The organism is Hungatella sp. L36, from assembly GCF_014288035.1.
This window is the reverse complement of the sequence record NZ_JACOPC010000020.1, coordinates 47,881-69,780: the sequence shown is the minus strand read 5'-3', so window position 1 is coordinate 69,780 and position 21,900 is coordinate 47,881. Positions and strand designations below refer to the sequence as shown.

General features: G+C 48.6%; 20 protein-coding genes. 6 read left to right on the top strand and 14 right to left on the bottom strand.

The features are described 5' to 3' along the window. Window positions 1-17: 17 nt before the first annotated feature. The 5 genes from H8S80_RS29925 to H8S80_RS29905 all read left to right on the top strand — a co-directional run bounded on the left by H8S80_RS29925 (window position 18) and on the right by H8S80_RS29905 (window position 5,973). Window positions 18-1,832 carry a sensor histidine kinase gene (locus H8S80_RS29925; protein ID WP_117622886.1) on the top strand — a complete coding sequence of 605 codons (1,815 nt, stop codon included), beginning with the start codon at window positions 18-20 and terminating at the stop codon, window positions 1,830-1,832. After that, window positions 1,807-3,345: a response regulator transcription factor gene (locus tag H8S80_RS29920; RefSeq protein ID WP_117622885.1), complete on the top strand. Its 1,539-nt coding sequence runs from the start codon at window positions 1,807-1,809 to the stop codon at window positions 3,343-3,345. Before H8S80_RS29925 ends, H8S80_RS29920 begins: the two co-directional genes overlap by 26 nt. A 186-nt stretch (window positions 3,346-3,531) precedes the next feature. Further along, on the top strand, window positions 3,532-4,176 hold the full coding sequence (locus tag H8S80_RS29915) for an ABC transporter permease (protein ID WP_002601444.1): 645 nt from the start codon (window positions 3,532-3,534) through the stop codon (window positions 4,174-4,176). Between the two features lie 29 nt (window positions 4,177-4,205). Continuing rightward, a complete protein-coding gene (locus H8S80_RS29910; RefSeq protein ID WP_002601445.1) occupies window positions 4,206-4,928 on the top strand; it encodes an ATP-binding cassette domain-containing protein in 723 nt (240 codons plus the stop codon). 139 nt (window positions 4,929-5,067) lie between these two features. Further along, entirely contained in the window at window positions 5,068-5,973 is a 906-nt protein-coding gene (locus H8S80_RS29905; protein WP_117622884.1) for a glycine betaine ABC transporter substrate-binding protein, read from the top strand. Between the two features lie 790 nt (window positions 5,974-6,763). Here H8S80_RS29905 and H8S80_RS29900 read toward each other — a convergent pair. The 11 genes from H8S80_RS29900 to H8S80_RS29850 all read right to left on the bottom strand — a co-directional run bounded on the left by H8S80_RS29900 (window position 6,764) and on the right by H8S80_RS29850 (window position 16,458). Next, window positions 6,764-9,049: a xanthine dehydrogenase family protein molybdopterin-binding subunit gene (locus H8S80_RS29900; RefSeq protein WP_117622909.1), complete on the bottom strand. Its 2,286-nt coding sequence runs from the start codon at window positions 9,047-9,049 to the stop codon at window positions 6,764-6,766. Window positions 9,050-9,057: 8 nt separating this feature from the next. Continuing rightward, window positions 9,058-9,519, bottom strand: a complete 462-nt coding sequence (locus H8S80_RS29895; RefSeq protein WP_117622882.1) for a (2Fe-2S)-binding protein — start codon at window positions 9,517-9,519, stop codon at window positions 9,058-9,060. 3 nt (window positions 9,520-9,522) lie between these two features. Further along, entirely contained in the window at window positions 9,523-10,287 is a 765-nt protein-coding gene (locus tag H8S80_RS29890; RefSeq protein ID WP_117622881.1) for an FAD binding domain-containing protein, read from the bottom strand. A gap of 458 nt (window positions 10,288-10,745) precedes the next feature. Further along, window positions 10,746-11,633: an SDR family oxidoreductase gene (locus H8S80_RS29885; RefSeq protein WP_117622880.1), complete on the bottom strand. Its 888-nt coding sequence runs from the start codon at window positions 11,631-11,633 to the stop codon at window positions 10,746-10,748. 18 nt (window positions 11,634-11,651) lie between these two features. Continuing rightward, window positions 11,652-12,227, bottom strand: coding sequence for an RNA 2'-phosphotransferase (locus tag H8S80_RS29880; protein WP_117622908.1), 576 nt, complete (start codon window positions 12,225-12,227; stop codon window positions 11,652-11,654). A 64-nt stretch (window positions 12,228-12,291) separates the two neighbouring features. Continuing rightward, on the bottom strand, window positions 12,292-13,410 hold the full coding sequence (locus H8S80_RS29875) for a glycoside hydrolase family 25 protein (RefSeq protein ID WP_117622907.1): 1,119 nt from the start codon (window positions 13,408-13,410) through the stop codon (window positions 12,292-12,294). Continuing rightward, window positions 13,403-13,948: a DUF6560 family protein gene (locus tag H8S80_RS29870; protein WP_117622879.1), complete on the bottom strand. Its 546-nt coding sequence runs from the start codon at window positions 13,946-13,948 to the stop codon at window positions 13,403-13,405. Before H8S80_RS29870 ends, H8S80_RS29875 begins: the two co-directional genes overlap by 8 nt. Window positions 13,949-13,989: 41 nt before the next feature. Then, window positions 13,990-14,682, bottom strand: coding sequence for a hypothetical protein (locus H8S80_RS29865; RefSeq protein ID WP_243007996.1), 693 nt, complete (start codon window positions 14,680-14,682; stop codon window positions 13,990-13,992). Window positions 14,683-14,786: 104 nt separating this feature from the next. Continuing rightward, window positions 14,787-15,647, bottom strand: a complete 861-nt coding sequence (locus H8S80_RS29860) for a PhzF family phenazine biosynthesis protein (protein WP_117622877.1) — start codon at window positions 15,645-15,647, stop codon at window positions 14,787-14,789. Between the two features lie 312 nt (window positions 15,648-15,959). Next, window positions 15,960-16,166 carry a hypothetical protein gene (locus H8S80_RS29855; protein ID WP_002601458.1) on the bottom strand — a complete coding sequence of 69 codons (207 nt, stop codon included), beginning with the start codon at window positions 16,164-16,166 and terminating at the stop codon, window positions 15,960-15,962. A gap of 37 nt (window positions 16,167-16,203) precedes the next feature. Further along, window positions 16,204-16,458 (bottom strand): TfoX/Sxy family protein, encoded by a 255-nt coding sequence (locus H8S80_RS29850; protein WP_002601459.1) that lies wholly within the window; start codon window positions 16,456-16,458, stop codon window positions 16,204-16,206. 645 nt (window positions 16,459-17,103) lie between these two features. Between H8S80_RS29850 and H8S80_RS29845 the strand changes: the two genes are divergently transcribed. Then, on the top strand, window positions 17,104-18,009 hold the full coding sequence (locus tag H8S80_RS29845) for an AraC family transcriptional regulator (protein ID WP_117622876.1): 906 nt from the start codon (window positions 17,104-17,106) through the stop codon (window positions 18,007-18,009). 195 nt (window positions 18,010-18,204) lie between these two features. On the opposite strand, the gene H8S80_RS29840 is transcribed toward H8S80_RS29845, so the two are convergent. From H8S80_RS29840 to cptIN, 3 genes are all read right to left on the bottom strand, one after another. Continuing rightward, window positions 18,205-19,266, bottom strand: a complete 1,062-nt coding sequence (locus H8S80_RS29840; protein ID WP_117622875.1) for a MerR family transcriptional regulator — start codon at window positions 19,264-19,266, stop codon at window positions 18,205-18,207. A 467-nt stretch (window positions 19,267-19,733) separates the two neighbouring features. Then, window positions 19,734-20,981: a serine hydroxymethyltransferase gene (gene glyA / locus H8S80_RS29835; protein WP_002601462.1), complete on the bottom strand. Its 1,248-nt coding sequence runs from the start codon at window positions 20,979-20,981 to the stop codon at window positions 19,734-19,736. Window positions 20,982-21,135: 154 nt separating this feature from the next. Continuing rightward, window positions 21,136-21,630, bottom strand: coding sequence for a type III toxin-antitoxin system CptIN family toxin (gene cptIN / locus H8S80_RS29830; RefSeq protein WP_002601463.1), 495 nt, complete (start codon window positions 21,628-21,630; stop codon window positions 21,136-21,138). Between the last annotated feature and the right edge of the window lie 270 nt (window positions 21,631-21,900).

The window sequence follows — 21,900 nt, the reverse complement described above, 5'->3', positions numbered from 1 at the left end:
AGCGGGGGGAATCTTCTATGATAGAGATCATAAAAAACGCATTGAACAACATGAAGCTGCAAAAGAAAATGCGCTTTATTTCCATACTGGCCGTTCTGATCGTAGGGCTGGCCTCATTTACCAGCATGGGACTTATTATGCAGCACAACAACAGACTTCTGTATGACAAGGTCGCGGACTCCATGTCTCAGTCCGCTGCAGATATCGAAGCATCTTTGAACAATATCAAAACCCTGTCAGGACTTATTATCACGGATGCCCAGCTTCAGGAACAGCTGGGCGCCTACCGGTCCTTAAAAAGTCCCTACGAAAAAAATGAGGCCATCAGCCGGATGCAGAAAATTCTCCTGTCCTATTACAACCAATACAGCAGCAATTACATTGATTCCATCCATCTCGATCTGGATGGAAGGACGGTCAAGACTTACCTAAATCACTTAGATACCGCCCCGGAAGAGGTCATGGCGCCGATTCTGGAGGAGGTAAAGCCCATGCGCGGAGCCGCGCTATGGATCAACGATTACAGCAGTGAATACGGAATTATCCTGGCTCGCTCCGTAAGGAAACTGGACCGGCTGGATTTAACCCATATGGGAACCGTATCGATCTTCATCGACTTCTATTCCATGGTCCGTGACGCCACTCATGCCCGAAAACAGGTGACGGATAATTACTATCTTATTTTCGATGAGAACCATAAACTGGTCTGCTATCCGGAGGAATTTTCTGTCTCAGAGGCAGACGGCGTGCGGAAGGAAGCGCTGGCTCCCTATCAGGTTATCGATGTCAGCGGCCGAAAATATTTTACAGTAAAAAATACACTTTCCATCAACGGCTCCAATATCCGCTATAACTGGGATTACTACTGTCTGACGCCGTATACAGATATGTACCGCTCCATCTTTACCATTTATATCAACTGTTCCATCATACTTCTCGCCGCCCTTCTCCTCTCTGTTGTGCTGTCGGACACTCTGATGCGCAACATCACAAAGCATTTTGATTATCTGATCCAGAAGATGAACCGCTTCCGGAACAGCGACATGGAGCTTCTGGAGATTGGCTATGATTATGGAAAGCGAAGAGACGAAATCGGCATGATCCACAATACCTTTAACACCATGGCGACGGAGATCCGGCAGCTTGTTACTGAAAATTATGTAAATGAACTGCTGAAGAAGGAGGCACAGCTTAAGGCTCTGGAGCATCAGATTAACCCGCATTTTCTGTACAACACACTGGAGTCCGTGAACTGGCGTGCAAAGGACATTGGGGCCGCAGATATCTCCGCCATGGTGGAATCCTTAGGCGCGCTGCTTCGTCTTACCCTGAGCACGAAAGAGAATCATTTTACCATCAGGAAAGAGCTGGAAATCGTCTGTTCCTACATGACAATCCAGAAAATACGGTATGAGAACCGGTTAAGGTATGATATCTCCATCCCCGCCGAATATCTGGACGTGGAGATATTAAAGCTCACCATTCAGCCTCTGGTGGAAAATGCGATCCAATATGGAGTGGAACGGAATCGGGAGGGCTGTCACATACTGATCGGGGCGCAGCGGGAAGGCGGCATTCTTTACCTGTATGTCAAAAATGACGGATCAGAATTTGAAGAAAATATATTAGAGAAGCTGGCCGATTCTTCCGTTATCCCACGGGGGCTCGGCATCGGACTTCTGAATATTCACAAGCGGCTCCGTCTGGCATTCGGAGAAGGTTTCGGCCTCTCCCTGTACAACGAGGACGATCTGGCGGTAGCCCGGATTGCCATTCCCTATACGTATTTAAAGGAGGAATCACCTGATGCTGAAACTGATCATCGCGGATGACGAGCGAATTATAAGGGAAAGTATATCACGAATTATTGACTGGAGCAGCCTTGGAATCGAACTGATCGGAGTCTGTCAGGATGGAGCCGAGGCCTACGACATGATCCTGGATGAATCACCCGACATTGTATTAACCGATATCATGATGCCCGGCTTATCCGGTCTGGAGCTGATTGAAAAAGTATCCCGTACAGATCTGGACACACGCTTTATCCTGTTGTCCGGCTACGGAGAATTTAACTATGCGCAGCAGGCCATGAAATACGGCGTCCGTCACTATTTACTCAAGCCCTGCAACGAAGAACAGATCACAGAGTGCATACAGGAGGTAATAAGCGAATGCCTCCACCGCCAGGCCTTCAATGAAACGCAGGAACAGCAGAACCAGCTGCTGAATCAGCTGTACAGCAATATGATTACCAACTTAATCAACGAAGGCGTTTCCTCCGACAGCGACTGTGACATGCTGTATCAGCCCTACAGACGTTTTCTGGATTTTGACAGCACCACCTATGAGCTCTGTTACCTTTACTATCTGGAAGAAGGCTCCCTGGAAAGCTGCCTTCAGCAGTTAAAGGAATACCAGAACCGATTCCTGCCCGGTATTCCCTTTCATGGAATCTATGTCCATAACACGCTCATTATCTTTTTTAAGAACTGCCAGACATGCTACGATGATTTTGACGGATTCATGAGGAAACTGGTTTTTCCCATTCAGACCGTGGAGCATACCTACCAGCGGATGTCCTATGAACGCCTGTCTGACCTGCTGACGGAAATCCTGGGAAAGGTTAAGCGGTACGGAACCATTTCATGCATTCATAATTTCCATCCTATCCCTACCTGCAACTACAAGAATCTGATCAGCCGCACGCGTTTCCTCTCCATGCAGATCATGGAAAAAGGGCCTGCACGCTCGGAGGATTCGATCTCGGAGCTGTACGGAATTCTGGAAAAAGTGACGAATCCGGAGTTTTTAAAACAGCTGGCCTTTGGCATCTACATCTGCTTCTCCTCCGGCGGAACCCTATGCTCTCCGATTACCGCGACAGAATTTCTATTGGAGCTGAACCGGCAGGAACACTTATCAGACATATACCATACCATCCACACACGGATTTCCCATTTTCTGAAGGAGCTGTCCGCCGAACCGGCCCCCTACTGTGATGTCATTGAGAAGATCGTCGAGTATGTCAATGACAATCTTTCGGACCCAAACCTGACTCTCAAATGGATCGCACAGAATTACCTTTACATGAATGTGGACTATTTAAGCAAGAAATTTATCCGTGAAACAGGCATGAAGTTTTCTGATTATCTGGGCAGCCAGAGGGTTGAGAAGGCCAAGGAACTACTCGTCAGCTGTGATACGGAAAAAATCGAGCTGGCTGCGGAAAAGGTAGGTTTTGGCAACAATCCCCAGTATTTCCGTCAGATATTCAAACGATACACAGGAATGATCCCCAGCGCCTACGTAAAAAAGATGGGAAAAAAATCGACTGATCTCTCCTGAACAGCGACTGTTTATGACCCCTGCTAACCGGCCCGGACATGTAAAAAGCATGTCCGGGCCGGATCTTATTTTTTATCCTGATTTCCAGAATCTGGTTGCTTCCCCACCACTTTTGTAGTATAATAGCAAGAACGTGTGTTCTATCTCACGTATCATTCATACCAATGACAGAATGGAGGTCATCTAATGATTCACGGAATCTTTTCCCTCTACGCGGAACGCTGGCCGTTCTTCCAGGAGCTGATTCTTCAGCATATAAAGATCGCATCGACAGCGATTCTCATCTCCGGCTCTATCGGTCTCTTTCTCGGTATTTTAATCAGCGAGCACAGGCGGTTCGCCACATGGATTATCGGAGTCATCAACGTGGCCTATACGATTCCATCGATTTCCATGCTGGGCTTTTTAATCCCATTTACCGGCATCGGCAATAAGACTGCGACCATCGCGCTCACCATCTATGGGCTGCTGCCTATGGTCCGCAACACCTATACCGGCATCACCACCATTGAGGCGTCCACCATCGAGGTGGCAAAGGGCATGGGAAGCACACCCTGGCAGATTCTTTATAAGGTCAAGCTGCCTCTGGCGCTCCCGGTCATCGTGGCAGGACTCCGCAGTATGGTGGTCATGACGATCTCACTCAGCGGTATCGCCTCCTATATCGGAGCAGGCGGCCTGGGAGTAGCTATCTACCGCGGCATCACGACGAACAACGCCGCCATGACGTATGCAGGCAGCATCCTGATCGCCCTCGTGGCTCTCGCCTCCGATCAGCTGGTGGCTTATATTGAACGTCATATTCGTAAGAAATGGCATCTGGCTCCGTAAGGGGACAGACCGCTGTAAGGAGGATTATCATGAGTGTCATCGAATTAAAGGATATTACCATGTCCTATGGACCAAACCGGATCCTGGAACATTTTAATTTAAGTGTGGAACAGGGCACATTTTTAACCATGATCGGCAGTTCCGGCTGCGGCAAGACCACAGCCCTGAAGCTGATGAACGGGCTGCTCACACCGGAGCAGGGAACCGTCTGTATCAACGGCACGGACATTTCCCATACAGATATCAATGAGCTGCGTCGGGGAATCGGCTATGTCATTCAGGAGATCGGCCTCTTCCCGCATATGACCATCGAGAAAAATATCTGCTATGTGCCGAATCTCTATAAGTCCCCGGACAAAGCGGCCATCGCGGCCCGCGCCCGTCAGCTGGCGAAGACCGTCGGTCTGGACGCAGAGATGCTGAAGCGCTATCCCAGCGAATTATCCGGAGGCCAGCGCCAGAGAGTCGGAATCGCCAGAGCACTGATGAACTCTCCAAAGATCATCCTGATGGACGAGCCCTTCGGCGCAGTCGACGAGATCACCCGCAAGCGGCTTCAGGAGGAGATCCTTCGGATTCATGAGGAACTGGGCGGAACCATCGTCTTTGTCACTCACGATATCAAGGAAGCCTTAAAGCTTGGCAGCCGCGTCCTCGTCATGGATCAGGGGCATATCATTCAGGACGGAACGCCCGCCCAGCTCCTGGAACATCCTGCAACGGATTTTGTCCGCCGGCTGGTGGCCGGTTAAGGTGGAACCCTTTGCTTTTTATATAGAGCTCCGTATCACACGGAGCCGCAAGTCAAAAATCCCGCCGCAGGCAACGGGCAGCGTGTCCGTCTGGCTTGCTGCTCGCGGGAATACAGATCGATCACAGGAGGATTCAGTCATGAAGAAATGGAAAAGATTAGCTGCCGCCGCAGTCATCGGAACAGCAGCCATCGCAGCGCTGTCACTCGGCGGTTGTGCAAAGAAAGAACAGGGAACCATAAAGATCGCGTCCAAGCCCATGACGGAGCAGTACGTACTGACCGAGATTATCGGCCAGTTAATCGAGCATGATCTTGGTGTAAAAGTAGAGATTACCAAAGGCGTCGGCGGTGGTACCACGAACATCCAGCCGGCACTGTTAAAGGGGGATTTCGACTTATATCCGGAATACACCGGAACCGGCTGGCTCACCGTATTAAAGAAGGAACAGGAGAACGATTCCGATGTCCTCTATGAGAATCTTCAGAAGGGCTACGAAGAGATGGGACTCCACTGGACCGGCCTCTATGGCTTCCAGAACTCCTATACCCTGGCAGTGAGAAAAGAAGCTGCCGACCAGTATTCCCTCAAGACCTTCACAGACCTGGCCGCCGTGTCAGACCAGCTGGTATTCGGGGGGAATCCCGACTACATGGAGCGTGAGGATGGCTTCAACTACCTCGCGTCCGCCTACAACATGAACTTCAAGGATGTCAAGGACATCGATATCGCCTTAAAGTACACCGCCATGGCCGATAAACAGATCGATGTCACCAATGCATACACCACCGACGCCCAGCTGAGCGTGGCCGATGTATCCCTGCTGGAAGATGACCAGCATATTTTTGCCACCTATTACGGCGCCACCGTGGTCCGCCAGGATACCTTAAAGAAATATCCCAAGTTAAGCGAGACCCTGGAAAAACTGACGGGCCAGATCTCCGACGATGAGATGCGCGCCATGAACTACGCTGTGGAAGTGGATCAGAAGGATGAAAAAGATGTCGCAAAAGACTTTTTGACTGAGAAGGGGCTTTTAAAGTAAATTGAGCGACATTGTGTAAGTTTCTGTGAATAATACTTTCATCATATGCAAAACAGGACGGCCCCCGGGACCTTATCAGGTGATACACTTAAGGGGCCGTCCGGTTTCACATATGCAGTCCCTGCATAATTATAAATGCTCATCAAAACTGCTGCAAAACGTTTTGAATTTTCACTTCATTCATCAGCGGGTATACCTTTAGGAGACTGCCTGTCATCCGTCTTTCTATCCTGCTCAAATAATTCTGTCATATGAGATCACCTCTCAATTCTGATCCCGAAATCATCCTCCGCCATTTTGCCCTCTGTAATCCTGGCAGTTCGGCTATGAATTCCTGCCGAAGGCCCTTTTCAAATAGCTGTCAGTAAAATTATAAAGCTTGATTCTACTGTTTTTCTCGTCTACCTCTATAACCGAGCATATCACATCATGATACATATACCAAAGTCTTAAGGGAAAACATCTCTCAGGGATTGGCCCTGTAATTGGTTCTTTTTTTCGTTCCCAGTATTCTACTGTTTTTTTGAAAGCTTCTGATGGCAAACGTTTTATTCGCCACTTCATCACTCCCTCTCATACTAATTAAATCCTAATTTTTAGGATATAACAACACTATTTTATCCTAAAATTTAGGATATCTTATTTTTATACCACTCCACAATCCCCCTGCTGCTTTCTAAAACAACTGATTTTCTTATTATACCGGCGCCGTTCTCATGTTATACTCTTCTTATCATAAAAGAGGGACCAGAACATTGAGAATATTTCATGTTCCGGTCCCTCTATTATTTTACTCTTTTCCCTGCTCACGCATCCCCCGATACACTTTTTCCGCAGTGATCGGAAGCTCCCGAATCTGCACTCCGACCGCATTCGCCACAGCGCCCGCGATGGCAGGTGACGGAGTGTTGATCACGATCTCGCCGATGGACTTCGCGCCAAACGGGCCGGTCGGCTCGTAGCTGCTCTCAAATTCCACCCGGATGTTTCCCACATCGATCCTGGTTGGAAGCTTATATTGAAGGAAGGAATTTTCAATCAAATGGCCCTTCTTCGTGTAGGTGATATCCTCATACAGCGCCATACCGATGCCCTGGGCGATTCCGCCCTCGGTCTGAACTCTCGCCAGATTCGGATTGATAACGGTTCCGCAGTCAACAACGGCCGCGTAATCGATCAGTTCCACCTCGCCGGTCTCCGTATCCACCTCCACCTCGGCCATTCCCACCATAAATGGAGGCGGTGATACCGGGGAAGTATGGGTGTATCCGGCTGACAGCATCTTCTCGTTGCAGCACATGATGCGGTTGCCAATATCCTTTAAGGAGATCTCTAATTCCCCTTCCGGCTGATAGACCCGTTTGCCGTCAAATTCCAGCTGCGCTGCATCGCATCCTAAGTAATCCGCTCCCTTTTCCACGATTTTCTGCCTCAGTTCCTCGCAGGCCCGGACAACCGCCATTCCCGTCAGATACGTGGTGCTGGAGGCATAGGAACCGGAATCGTAAGGAGACACATCCGTATCGGTGCCGTGCACGACGATCTGGTCCATACTGCATTCCAGACAGTCCGCTGCCATCTGTGCCAGAATCGTGTCACATCCGGTACCCATGTCGGAGGCACCGATCATCAGGGTATAGAAGCCGTCGTCATTGACACGGATCTCCACCGAACCCACGTCCACGTTGGAAATGGCAGATCCCTGCATAGCCATGGCCGCTCCGACTCCCCGGACCTTCCCATTGCCCATGTCCACGCGCGGGTATTTCCGATCCCATCCGATCATTTCCTTCGCTCTCGCCATACAACGGTCCAGCGCGCAGCTGTTCAGCTTCTCGCCGTAGTAGGCCGGCATCACATCGCCTTCCTTTACCATGTTCTTCTCCCGAAGCACTACCGGATCCATGTGAAGAGCAGCCGCAAGCTCATTGACGGCAGATTCCACTGCGAAAATCCCCTGTGTCGCTCCATATCCGCGGTAAGCACCGGAGGACATAACGTTTGTATAGACCACGTCATAACGGAACCGGAATGCTTCCGGCGTCCGGTAAAGCGGAATGGATTTATGGCCGGAAAGTCCAACCGTTGTCGGTCCGTGCTCTCCGTACGCCCCCGTATTGGAAAGGGTGTAGACGTCAATAGCCTTAATCGTTCCTTCCGCGTCCGCTCCCAGGCGCACACGTATCTCCATCTCGTGGCGCGGAGACGAGGCAATCTGGGTCTCATAGCGGGAGTAGACGATCTTAGCCGCCCTTCCCGTCTTCATGGTCACTATGGCCGGATAGACTTCCGCCACCACGGTCTGCTTCGCTCCGAATCCACCGCCGATTCTCGGCTTGATCACGCGCACCATGGATTTCGGCACATCGAGCGCATGGGCGAGGATCCTTCTCACATGAAATGGAATCTGAGTGGAGGCCACCACATTCAGACGGCCGTATGTATCCATATAGGTGTAAGCGCGGAACGTCTCCATCATGGCCTGCTGGTTTGCCTTCGTATGGTAGACACGATCAATCACATACTCGCACCGTTCCAGCGCGCTATCCACGTCACCCTCTTCCTCTCCGCCGCAAGCGCACAGATTACGTTTGTTATCCGCTCCAACCGGACAGAGGCTCTTCCAGTTTTCTTCCGGATGGACCAGAATCTCGTGATCCTTCGCCTGCCGAAAATCGAGGACAGGTTCCAGGACCTCATACTCCACCTTGATGAGGCGAAGGGCGTGATCCACCGCTTCCTCAGTCTCGCCCGCCACGACAGCGGCTGCATCTCCTACAAACCGCATTCTCCTGTCCAGAATCAGCCTGTCATAGGGGCTGGGCTCCGGATACGTCTGACCTGCCATGGTAAAACGCTTATCCGGCACATCCTCATAAGTCAGTACACAGGCAATCCCGTCCACTTCGGAGGCGGCCTTCACATCGATTGCCTTAATCAGGGCATGAGCGTGAGGACTGCGGAGCACCTTTACAATCAGGCTGTCCTTCGGCGCCAAATCATCCGTATAGACAGGCTTTCCCGTTACCAGCGCTCTGGCATCCACCTTTATTACGGGGGAATTTACCGCCTGCATTTCCATTTTCATCTCGCCTCTCCTCCCCTCGCCAGATACTTTCTGATGGCCCTCATCTGGCCCATATAGCCGCTGCACCGGCAGAGATTGCCGGCCAGGTACTCCCTGACTGCCTCTTCTTCCGGCTGAACCAGTTCCTTTTCCATTGCAAGCACGTTCATGATCAGGCCGGGACTGCAGAATCCGCACTGTTCGGCTCCCTCTCCCGCCAGATACATTCCAAACTCTTCCGCTTCCTTCTGAACGCCTTCCAGAGTCACCACGTCCCTGTCATCAACACGGGCCGCCAGCATAGAGCAGGAGAGAACCGACTTCCCATCGACCAGAACGGTGCACAGGCCGCAGTTTTCCGTCTCACAGCCACATTTTACACTGTAGCAGCCTTTTGCCCGGAGTAAATCAAACAGGGATGTATCGTCCTTGATCTCCGCATACGTCACTTTTCCATTTAAGGTAAATTCTATCTCCACGTTCTACACCTCCCCGCCAAGCTGCTTCATCAGCCGCCCTGCGTAAACTTCCGTCAGATGCCTCCGGTATTCGGCGCTTCCTCTCGTATTGTCTCCAAATCGGAAACGCTCCGCCACGGCACCGCAGTCCACCTTGCCGTCCGCCGCCGCGACTTCCACCACTTCCGCTCTGGAGGGTCTGGCTCCGACCGATACGTACCATGTCCCCTCTTTTTTTGCCACACAGCAGGCAATCAGCGGGAAATCCGTACCGGATCGTCTCTGAGCCGCGTAAGCAGCCCTTCTGCCGTCTTTTTTTATAATAATGCGCACCAGAATATCGCGGTCGTATTTCATGTGGTTAAACTCTTTCAGGGAGACGACTCCGCCCTGATAAAGCTCCACATAAGTATCGAGCGCCATCAGGCAGGTCATGATATCGGAAAAACCAAATCTTCCGAACACACTGCCTCCGACCGTCGCCCCGTTTCGAAACTGAACGCCCACAATCGCCCGCGTGCACTCCTTAAAAACTCCCTGAAAATATGTATTCAGCCCCTCATGTGTCTCCAGCATGCGCAGGGTGCACATGCAGCCGATCCGGAATTCCTCATCCGTCTCCTCGATCGTATCGAGCCCCAGTCCCGACAAATCGATCAGGGTCATTTTCACGCGGTTCTGAAGCTTCAGCCACATCATACCGCCGCCTACAATACTGCTCTTTTTCTGATTCAGCTCATAGGCCTCTGAAAGGCTTCCCGCCTTCACGTAATTTTTAAACCTTACCACCAGAATTTCCTCCTGACTCCAAAGCTTTCCTTCTTTTGCAACAACAGAATAAATGTCCGGTTCGCCGGACTCGCACGCCGAAGCACGGATGTTTCACCAACCACACCTCCCTGGCACGGAGTGTGCATACCCGATCAAGCGGGGCACGCTGCTCCTGCAAAGCATTTTTTGTTTCATGGGCTGCAATTTTCTGTTAAATAGTAACTGTTAAAAATTAACTGTTACTCGAAATAAAATATTCCGCATCCGGCCTTATGCCGCCTCACTCCGGGCAGACATAAAGCCGGAAAAAGTATATCATACTCACTCCGGCTTTGACAATCGATTCTTCGGTTTTCCGCTGTTTTTCTACATTTTTCGACTTTTCCCTGATAATTCACCGGGAAGTTAAGGCACTTTTCCGCCCCGGCTTCCCCTCATTTCGACTCTGATGTCTTTTTCCCCGCGAAAGGCCATTCCTATCGCTGCCGGATCATCCCCGTCATATATTCCGGACTCTCCTCAAAACACCTGCGGAATCCTTCCAGCGTATCCGGAAATTCAATCCCACAGCCTCGTATTTTTTCTGTATCCATCAGCAGGTTCCTGGGCTGCTCTGCAAACCGCTCCTGGTCAGGAATGAGAAGTCCGCTTCTGTCCTCCCCGTCTGCCACCATCACCAGAACCGCTCTCGCCGTCTCATATGTGGACAGCGTACCTCCGCTGCCAAAGTTATAGATTCCCGCCGGAAGCGTTCCCGCCGCCTCTATATTTTTCACGACCTCCATGACCCAGGTGATTCCGCGATAATCGTGGACAGGAAGCGTCAATGGACGGTTTTGAATCAGAGCCTTCAGTAAATTCCCCAGAAGGTTGCTGTTGCTCTTTAGCCCCCGCCAGGGGAAATCATACATCCACGGCAATCGGAGGCACACTGAGTCCGGAAGTATGGCCATAATCTCCTCCTCTGCCTGCCGTTTGTGAAGCCCGTAGACATTGACCAGCTCCGGAGTATTCTCCTCCTTCGCCGGTACCATGGTCCGGTTTCCTGCGTAAATCTGATCCGAGCTCATAAAGATCAGCCTGCTCCCGGTCTCCCTGCAGGCCCGTGCCAGGTTCACAGCCCCGTTCACATTGACCGCCTCCGACAGGCCCGGATTTTCCTGGCACGTCCCGGTGTTGGAGATGGCCGCGCAGTGAATGACCAGCTGTGGGGCCGCCGCTCTCACGAATTCTGCCGCCGCTGCCTCATCCGTGATATCCAGATTCCCATGATGTGCTCCCGTTATCTCATATTTTTCCTGATAAAATTTCATAAGCCTGGAGCCTAGAAATCCGTTTGCTCCTGTTACCAACCATCTCTCCATACTGCTTCCTCCGTCACCTTATTCTCTGTCCATGACTTCCAGATATTTACTCTCCACCGGTCCGGTCAGCCACACTCCGTTTTCAGACTGGTAAAATACCGCTCCGTCTCTCGTCATTCTTTCCGTATCGACGCTCAATACCACCGGCTTTCCGTGCCTTTTTCCAACCTTTACAGCCGTTTCATAATCCCCGGACAGATGGACGTACAGCCGGCTCATGGATTTCAGCCCCTGGGCCATAATGGATGGGAGAAAACGCTCCGCCGTCCCATGATACAGCACTTTGGGCGGTTTCGTTTCTTTCAGTTCCACATCCACCGGAATACTGTGGCCCTGGTTTGCCCGGATCAGCGTACCGTCTTCACTCATGCGGTAACGCCCTTTTTCATCTGTTCTCACAATCTCCTTCAGCATTTCCAGATCCAGAGGCCTTCCCGTTTTCTGAAATCCCTCAATCAATTCCTCCACCTCAGCCCAGCCATGTTCGTCCAGCGTGATGCCGGCCGCATCGGGCTGATGACGAAGAACCAGGCTTAAAAACACGCTCATCTTCTTCCATTTATTATTTTTCGAATTGTCGTTCTTATTCTCCATCCGTTCCTCCTTCATGTTCCTGTCCCGCGGCGGAAGAGGCATTATCTTCTCTTCCCACGTTCTCCTATCCGTTTCCGTCATACGAATCGTATTTAGATATCACGGCGGCAGGGCGTTCCGCCTCCGGATTGTATCTCCATTCCTGTTCCGTACATTCATAACACCGAAGTCCGGTATCGGCAGACTGCGTCCATATCCGGTCCGTTCCCGGTTCCCAGCAGATTCCCCAGAAATCCCGCGCACGGTCCGTGATAAAGGCAAAAATACGTTCTCCGCTCTCTCCATCCTGAATCGTCACCCGAACCGATTGCAGACCGGTGCTCTCATCTGTCACCACATCCTGAACCGCCAGATACCGGCCGTCGCCGCTGTACTGCGGATCCGGGCGGAAGCTTCCCCAGCCTGGCCTGTAGTTCCAGCCCATCTCGTAATTCCTGGACCAGAATTCCCAAGCATCCCGGTCGCCCCCAAACACATTCATGTCAATATACGTTTCATCTCCCTCGTATCCGTTCAGCTTTTTCCGGTTTGTATACTGCCAGAACACCCAGTTCCAGTTACCTGTGTCCGGTTTCTTCATCACGTTTCTAATCCAAAGGGGATACTCCTCATATCTTCCTTCCAAATATAAATGCATCGTATCTTCCGTCGCGTAGATCACCGGTTTGACGCCATAATGTGCCTCCAGCCCCTGCAGCATCACATCCAACTGCGCGCATACCGTCTCTCGTTCGGGCGGATTTACTTTCTTATCGCCATAGAATTCGAAATCAACCACTGGCGGAAGCATTTGCCGGAAGGCTGGTACTGTCTCTGTAAAATGCTTCAGCTGGCTCTCTCCCGGGCTGTCAAAGCTAAAAAAATGGTATGCCCCGATCCTGAGTCCCGTGTCCTTCGCCGCTTCCCAGTTCTCCGCAAACTTCTCATCCGTATGAGAGCTTCCCTCTGTCGCCTTTATGTATGCAAAATCCAAATCCTGCGCCGCCAGAACCGGCCAGTCGATGGTCCCCTGATAGTGGGAGACATCCACACCGCGTACCGGATACCGCTTCTGTGAAGGATTATTTAACTGAATCAGGCCGCAATAGACCGCGTACCCATAGAACGCGCACAGGACGGCCGCCATCACACAGACCACGCCGGCTGCTATTATCCGTATTTTTCCGCTTCTGCTCTTATCCATTCCATATCCCATCTGCACTGCGCCGGATCTTCCGGCTCTCCATGTCCTTCACGAAATATTCCGCATTTACCAGATTGGAGCGAATCCAGAATAACCTTCTTCCCTCCCTGTCAAATACCTCGATCTTTCCGGGTTTCGACTGTCTGCCTGCCGACTCCGTCACATGAAGCCCGGATATTCCCGTTGTCTGCATTCTTCCGCCTCTGTCCCGGTACGAAATCTCCATGGCGGTGACCGTAATCCGCATTGTAAAGAACAGAAAAATTTCCCTGACTAAGTTCACAATGGCACAGACACCTATTGCATAAAAAAACAGGCTGTTTTTCCCATTCAGATATTCGGGATACACCGCTCTCCAGACGAAAAGGAGCACAATCAACGCGATCACAATCGTAAGGAGAAGTCCCCCTGCATTCTCATAAACCCGATACTCATCTCTCTGACGATTCTTCTCCGCTGCCTGCTTAAGACCGCGTTCCAGAGCCCATACCGCTGCTGTCACAACAGCGCATGCCGCCAGTATCCTGTTAAATTCCATTCCTGCCCTCCTCTGCCTCTGTCACTGAAAACGGTCTGCTGTTAACGGGAATGGGCCGCTTTCGCCATTTGGAACTTAAGGCCTGTCTCCCTGTTCACTCTGTCTGCCATAGCTGCTGATGCATATAAATACAATGGCGCCTCATGGCTGTTATCCAGATAAAAGCGCTGTTCTCCGCCGCCCTGCCGGTCCAGAATCCGGTTTAAAAATCCCGCCATCCCGGTATCCATCCAGTCGCGGTTTTTTCTGGCCTTCCATTGATAAGCACGGTCATGAAAACGGAAGGTTACCGCATAACGTTCCACCCCGCTGATCTCCTCAAACGGCAGCCCGGATATCGCCTTCAGACCATTTAATATCTTCCCGTAGGAATCCCACTGATAGATACACTCCCGGTCCCCGGTCGAGTAGACGCAGTTCAGCGCCTTCCTGCTCCCGGCCAGTATACAGAATCCATAGTATGGGTGACTGGCAAGATACTCATTTTCCGAAGGCGTAAGTCCGAGAATAAATTCCTGTTCCATTTCTGTCGGAGTAATAGAGATCCCCGCTTCTTTCAGTACCCGTATCTGCTCCAGTTTCGGAACACATCCGCTTCCCTCCACTCCCATCATATCCTCAACCGCCGCCACGGCGCGCCGTTTTACAATCTGCACACAGACAGCCAGTGCCACCGCAGCAGCCAGTAAAATCAGGAGACAGCTCATTACCGTACCGATGAAACCTGCTGCCATATCCGCTTCACTTCCTTTCCCGGGCGTACCTGCATCCCCGTAACTATTTTTGATAATGCCGCGGCACGACAGCAGCTTTTCTACCCGCGGAACCAGGTGTTCTCTCAATCCATGGTGATCGTTTTCATCGATTCCACATACCCGTACCCGCCTGCGAAAACGCCGGTAACAGTATTGCCGCTGCTATGCACATTAACATATATTTCGGAAATGCGATTCAAGCGGTGTCCCTGTTCAAATATATACCGACTCCGTTTCTGTTCGTATTTATGCAGATAACAGGCCAGCGCACAGTTGGAGGTTCCGGTGGCGGATTCCTCATCAATACCATACAGAGGCGCGAAATTTCTGCATACTGCGGTTAAATTTCCCTCTCCCGTAAGAGAAAATGCATGAATCCCGACGCAGTCCCGTTCCTGACTCAGTTTCGTAATAGCGGCAAAATCGGGAACCATGTTCTCCAATACCGTCGGCGACTCAATCGGAACTATAATATCTTTTAGACCAGTCGATACCATTTGAACAGGCAGATTACCTATACCGGAGCCAGCTTTTAAACCGAAACATGGTTCGACCTCTGCCCTGTTCAGTATTTCGTAAAATTGCGGAGTATTCTGCTGCATGAATATTGCCCCGTCATCCTCCACATTTATGCTCAATATCCCAGACCTGGTCTCAATCGTATACCCGGATTTTTTCAGTCTGTTTAAATGATTTAACACGACAAACGACGCAATTGTCGCATGGCCGCACAGGGGAACTTCTCCCGCCGGCGTAAAATATTCCAGACTATAATCCGCCCGTTCTGACTGAGAAAGAAAGGCAGTCTCGGAATATCCTAACTGATACGCTATCTTTGTTTTTTCTTCCTTGCTCAAAACAGGGCACTGCAAAACTACACCGGCTCTATTTCCGCCCATATTTTTTTTACTAAATGCGCTTGCTACGCAGACATCGACCAACATAGGAATTCCTTTCGCTGTAACAACGGTATTTTGCTGTAGGACATGCTGTCCTTATGAATAAGGATCGTTTATAAAAATAGATCATTTATGAAAACGGATCATTTATGAAAACCGATAAATTATGAAAACAGCAAGCCATCTCCGGCCTGCTGATTGGTCCTGCCATACCACATTCCGCCTGATTTTGCCGCTTAACAGAGATACGTTCGACTCCGGCTGGAAAACCGTTACACTCATTATCTGCATTTTTTTCATTTGAATTCTCCCGTTTTTCACAAGCCGCAATTTACCTGGAACCTGACCGTTATGGGATCAGTCTGTTTGTTCAAAAATGACGGTCTGCTCCTTCATCGATATTTTACCGACCTGCCAGCCATACTCTGTCAACTCTTTTTTATAGTTCAAAAAAGAATGGTCTAATGGTATTCCAACTATATCCGCTATCTCATCAAACGTTAATTTCAAAGACTTGCATTCCTTTTCCCGTACATATTCCCACAATGCCTGATATTTGCTCATTTCGTATTACTCCTTTCCCCCCCTCTGAAGCTGCCGTTTATTGAAAGCCGTCGCTAAACGCCTTTAGATCTCTTTTAACTTCATCGGGCAATTGATTATACCCCAGATCATCAATCGCTCCCTGAAGCGTATATAAATGGACTAAACAGACATTTGGGTAACGCAATTTCAAACGCAGAAAAGCTTCTTTGCTTCCTGTCTGCCTTAACTCCTCTGCCGTACAAATATCGACAGCTTTCAACTTCTCTTCCATTGTTTTTCCGATATTTCGCATGGACGTCAATTCTGCCATAGAATACCTCCTGATCCTTGTCGTTTATTTTCACCTAAACGGTCAACAGACGATGCTTATATTCCTGTAACTCGTAACTTTTCGAGACAAAAAACGATGACCAGTTTTATAAAATCCTGTCTAAAGTCTAAAACAGTACTTTTGACCGTTATAATTCCATTTTACAGTAATCACTGCTATTTTACTACCACGTTTATTACGAAAATTTATTTTGTGAATCTGTATGCGGCGCTGACCTTAAAAATACAGGTACCTGCTGGACCACACAGATGACGTATCTGTGACAGTCTATCATTGTAAGGCAAAGTTTACTGACTGACAAATACTTCCCATGTTTCTTTAAATCCCAAATTGCCCCCATCCCATTTAACGTCATTATTGTACCATCCTCTTCATTGCCTTTTAAGAGACTTATTAAATAAAGGCATTATACTACAATCGGCCAATGTCAACAAGGCAAAAAGTAAACTCGGAGACAGCAATTATGCAGTTAATTAAGCCAATGGTACCGCTGACACCAGGAAGCGGTGTCTGAAAAAGACGGATCTCTGAAATCAACATACAAAAAGAGCATTGTGTGATAAGCTAATATTAAATTATCCGGTTAGAATATTATTAAAGAAAACAAAGGAGGGATATCAAATCGTGCATGCATGGGAAGCAATTCAAAAGTCCGTTGATTATATAGAAAACCATTTAACGGAAGACATACCCATTGATAAACTTGCGGAGACTGCCAGCTTATCACCATTCTATTTCCAGCGTTTATTTTCACGCTTAGTTAAAAAGCCCGTCTGCGAATATATAAAGTTACGCAAATTGGCACAGGCAGCAGATGATTTGAAAACCAAAAACACCCGCATAATTGATACTGCAGTGAACTACGGTTTTTCCAGTCATGCTAACTTTACAAGGGCCTTCAAAGAAGTTTATGGTATTACACCAGACGAATATCGAACGTCAGACGTACATCTGAACCAATTTGTAAAACCTGAACTGATCTTAAATTACGTAATGGTTGACGAAAATGTTCCACTGGTTACAGATGGTATTGTTCTGGAAGTCACACGCAGACAGCTGGCCACACCGCGAATATTTACTGGGATTGAAAAAGAAATACCGATTAAAGAATTGATGGGAGGAACTGAAACGAGCATTTCATATGCTGCAAAGCTTTGGAACGAATTTCACGAAATAAAACCGAAAATACCTCATCTCATCGAACATGGAAATGAATTTGGCGCTCTTTATATCGGAAATGCGAAAGAGGGATACTGTACCTATATGGCAGGCGCCGAAGTCGAATATGGAACTGCTGCAGAGGGATATTCTACCTTCGAACTACCTGCTGCAGAGTATATTGTATGCGGATTTGAAGCTGAAAGCTTTGAGGAGTTGACAAATTCTGCCGTCTATAAAGCACAGACATTCATGGAAAGGTGGATGAAAAAACACAAGCTGGCCGCAACCGATTTTGCAGGGGAAATGTATTACCCCACGGATGGCTGTGCGTATTTGGAACATTGGATGAGACCAGTTACAACGGATTAGTAACATCGCCCTCGTCGATGAACTATTTTTTTCCCGGATTTGCAGAGAATTACCGCTGATATTGACAATGGTAACGAGAATTCAAAAATGCATTGCTGTCATGCAGTTCAAATCTTATTTTTACATTACAATGCGGCGCCGTATAAGCGATTTTCCACTTCTGCGGTGCCGCATTGATTCCGTTCTCTGCCTCGTCTAATCCCCGGCCCTTCTATCCCCGGTCACAATCCAAATTAACGGATCCACCTGTACATGCCTGGCATCGAATCCCAACGTTTTCAACACGCCTTCCAGCCGGTCCACATATGCGAAGTATTCATCTTCCAGATCTTCCCGTTCCGCGTCAGAACAGTTTTCCGCAAATATCTTCCTTGCCTCTTCATCTGCAAACATCAGATCCGCAATCACAATACGCCCCGCCGGTTTCAGAATCCGGGCCATCTCCTTGACAGCCAGGATTTTCTCCTCCTCATTGCAATGATGGAACGCATAGGATGATACCACGGTATCCACACTCCCGGAATCCAGGGGAAGCTGCAGAAAAGTTCCCAGTTTCACCTTCAGTTTGGGGAACTTCTTTTTAGTCTCCTTGAGCATATTCACCGACTGGTCGATTCCGGTAATTTCACAATCAGAAAGCCGCCGTCCAGCCAGTTCTCCCGTACCGACCCCAATTTCCGCCATGATGCCTCCGTGCTCCCGAGCCAGCCGCGCCGTCTCATTTAGGACCGTTTCATAATTCTCATAAAATGCAAGCCCATTCACACCACGCCTCACCATCTCATCGTAATGAACCGCAGAGCTGTCGAAGTCCCACCGGTCCTCCCACTCCGCCATCCCCGCAAGCAGTTCCGCAGTTTTCTCCAACTCCTCCATGGCACTTGCCGGTATGGCCGCATTGAAACTGGAACCTCCGTCTTCCGTTCCATTTATCTCTCCCAGCATCCCGTCGATGCAGCCCGCCAGGGAATCCCGGATCAGGCTCATGGAATGAACATGACGGTTTAAAATATCATACTGCTGAAAAAATAAATCCACCGGACTTTCCTCCTGCCCGAGCAGTTTTAAAATCATTTCAATGGAAAATCCCATCCTTCGGTACAGCAGAACAATCTGAATCCTGGCGACATCATCCATCGTATACAGCCGATAACCATTTTCATCCCTGTGCGGTACAAGAACCCCCTTTTTCTCATAAAAGCGCAGGGCGTTCGGATTGACATGCAGCATTTTAGCCGCCTCGTTGATTTTAAGCATCTTCTCTCCTCCTAAACATACCGTTTTTCCGGTGATAACGTAAGTATAGAGCTTCGCCCAGGGTGAATGTCAAGCGGGTATTTTTCACCATATTCATTATTGGGGCACTGTCCTGCACTTTTTTTACAATGGAGTCAATGGAGTCATTGAAGTCACTGCCGTGATCTGCATAAAATTACATCTGTTTTTATTTTAACTCATGCCTGCTATGAAAAAGCCAAAAAGCGATAAAATAAAATGAAATACAATAAAAATGAAATACAATAAAAACAAAAAAACAACAGGCCGAAACCGCACAGTCTCCCATTCCAGGGAACCGCACGCCTCCGGCCTGCCTCTATCTCATTTACCGCTATCTCATTTACTGCTATTTTATTTACTGCAATCTCATTTACCGCAATCTCATTACCGTGTCGCATTCTATCATTATCTGCGATTTACTCTACGATTTTCTATTATTTACGGAATTATTCGTAGATCGGATACTTCGTACAGATTTTCGTCACTTCGGCTCTGATATAGTCGGCCTTGTTCTCAAAATCAGTCGCAGCCAGCCAGATGCATTCTGCGATCTTTTCCATATCCTCTTCCTTTAAGCCTCTGGAGGTTACGGCCGGGGTTCCTACACGAACGCCGGAGGTCACGAACGGGCTTCTCGGATCATTCGGAACCGCATTCTTATTCAGTGTAAGATAAACCTCGTCACATCGGTTCTGAAGCTCCTTACCGGTTACTTCCATACCGCGTAAGTCGATTAACATCAGATGATTATCCGTGCCGCCGGTCAGAATGTTGAAGCCCTGCTTCACAAGAGCCGCAGCCAGAGCTTTGGCGTTTTTCACTACCTGCTCCTGATACACTTTGAATTCCGGCTTCAGCGCCTCACCGAAGCACACTGCCTTGCCTGCGATTACATGCTCTAAAGGACCGCCCTGGGTGCCCGGGAAGATAGCTTTGTTGAAATTGAATTTCTCAGCAGCTTCCTTATTAGCCAGAATCATACCGCCTCTCGGCCCGCGAAGCGTCTTGTGGGTCGTCGTTGTCACGACATCCGCGTACGGGATTGGACTTGGATGGAGCCCTGCTGCCACTAATCCGGCGATATGAGCCATGTCTACCATTAAGTAAGCGCCTACCTTATCGGCAACCTCACGGAATCTCTTGAAATCAATGGTTCTTCCGTAAGCACTTGCGCCTGCAATGATCAGTTTCGGTTTGTTTTCAACAGCGATCCGCTCCATCTCGTCGTAATCGATGAATCCCTCGTCATTGACACCGTAAGGAACAATATTAAAATAAAGACCGGAAAAGTTGACTGGACTTCCATGTGTTAAATGGCCGCCGTGGTTCAGATTCATGCCCATCACGGTATCGCCCGGCTGCACCATGGCTACAAATGCCGCCATGTTAGCCTGTGCTCCTGAATGTGGCTGTACGTTGGCATAATCACAGCCAAACAGCTTCCTGGCACGCTCGATGGCAATATTCTCCACGATGTCCACGTCCTCGCAGCCGCCATAATAACGCTTTCCAGGATATCCTTCTGCATACTTGTTGGTGAGAACGGTTCCCATCGCCATCATAACCGGCTCAGAAACGATGTTTTCCGACGCGATCAGCTCTAAGTTTCTTCTCTGGCGCGCGCATTCCAGCTCAATAGCCTCGCCCACTTCCTTGTCATAGCTGGTGATAAACTTCATTACTTCATTGACCATGTCCACTTTCCCTCTCTTTTCCCTTTCAATTTAACAGTTGCACAAAGACGCTGGCAGAGGGACTCTTCCCTGCACCAGCGCCTCTTACCGTTGAGGTTGATTATAATGCATTTTTAATAAAACTGTCAAGACAGTATCAAAAAATCTGATCTTTTTAAGCAGATTCTTTCTGTTCTCTGAGTAATTCATGGTATATTTTATTTATATTACTTAACCCAAAAGCTTTCCCCATTTTATTATAACGAATTTTTTTCCTGGCTTTTGCATTTAATTCGACCATTAACTTTTTATCCAATAGAACAGGTTGATGCGTGTCAGGATTTAAGTATATATTTTCTATATAATTTTCTGTAACAGGGAACAGATTTTGAGGTAAAAAAGCCTTTTTTTGCCCCAATACATATCCGAAGCTTATGTTATCACATATCTTATACTTATTTAACGAATGCTGATACTCTTTTTCATACTTATCTACTTTTGATGACAATGGTATCATCCAGTATATTTTACTGTCATCATATTGAAATAAATAGCAGCAGGGTCTGTTATGAGGTTTTCCGTTTACCATCTCTTTATTCTCTAATAAACCACAGCCCTTAAATTTAATATAAAATTCATCTTTAACAAAATACAATTTACCCCTGTCCATCTTTCTCCTTAGTACACAAAATCGCTCTACTATAAAAGCAGAGCGATTATTTGAATCCCAGCCTTTTATTAGCCGCAGTACTGGGTAGCGGAAATAATTTGAACCCGTACCTTCTTTTTATGGCTTCTGATTTATACGGTCACAGAACATAATATAAAAGCATACCAGCTTCTATAATTATAATATACACTAGAAATGCCAAAAATGCAAGCGTTTTTCACTCTTCACGATGTTAAAAAATATCATCTTACCCATTTCAATTGTAATTCA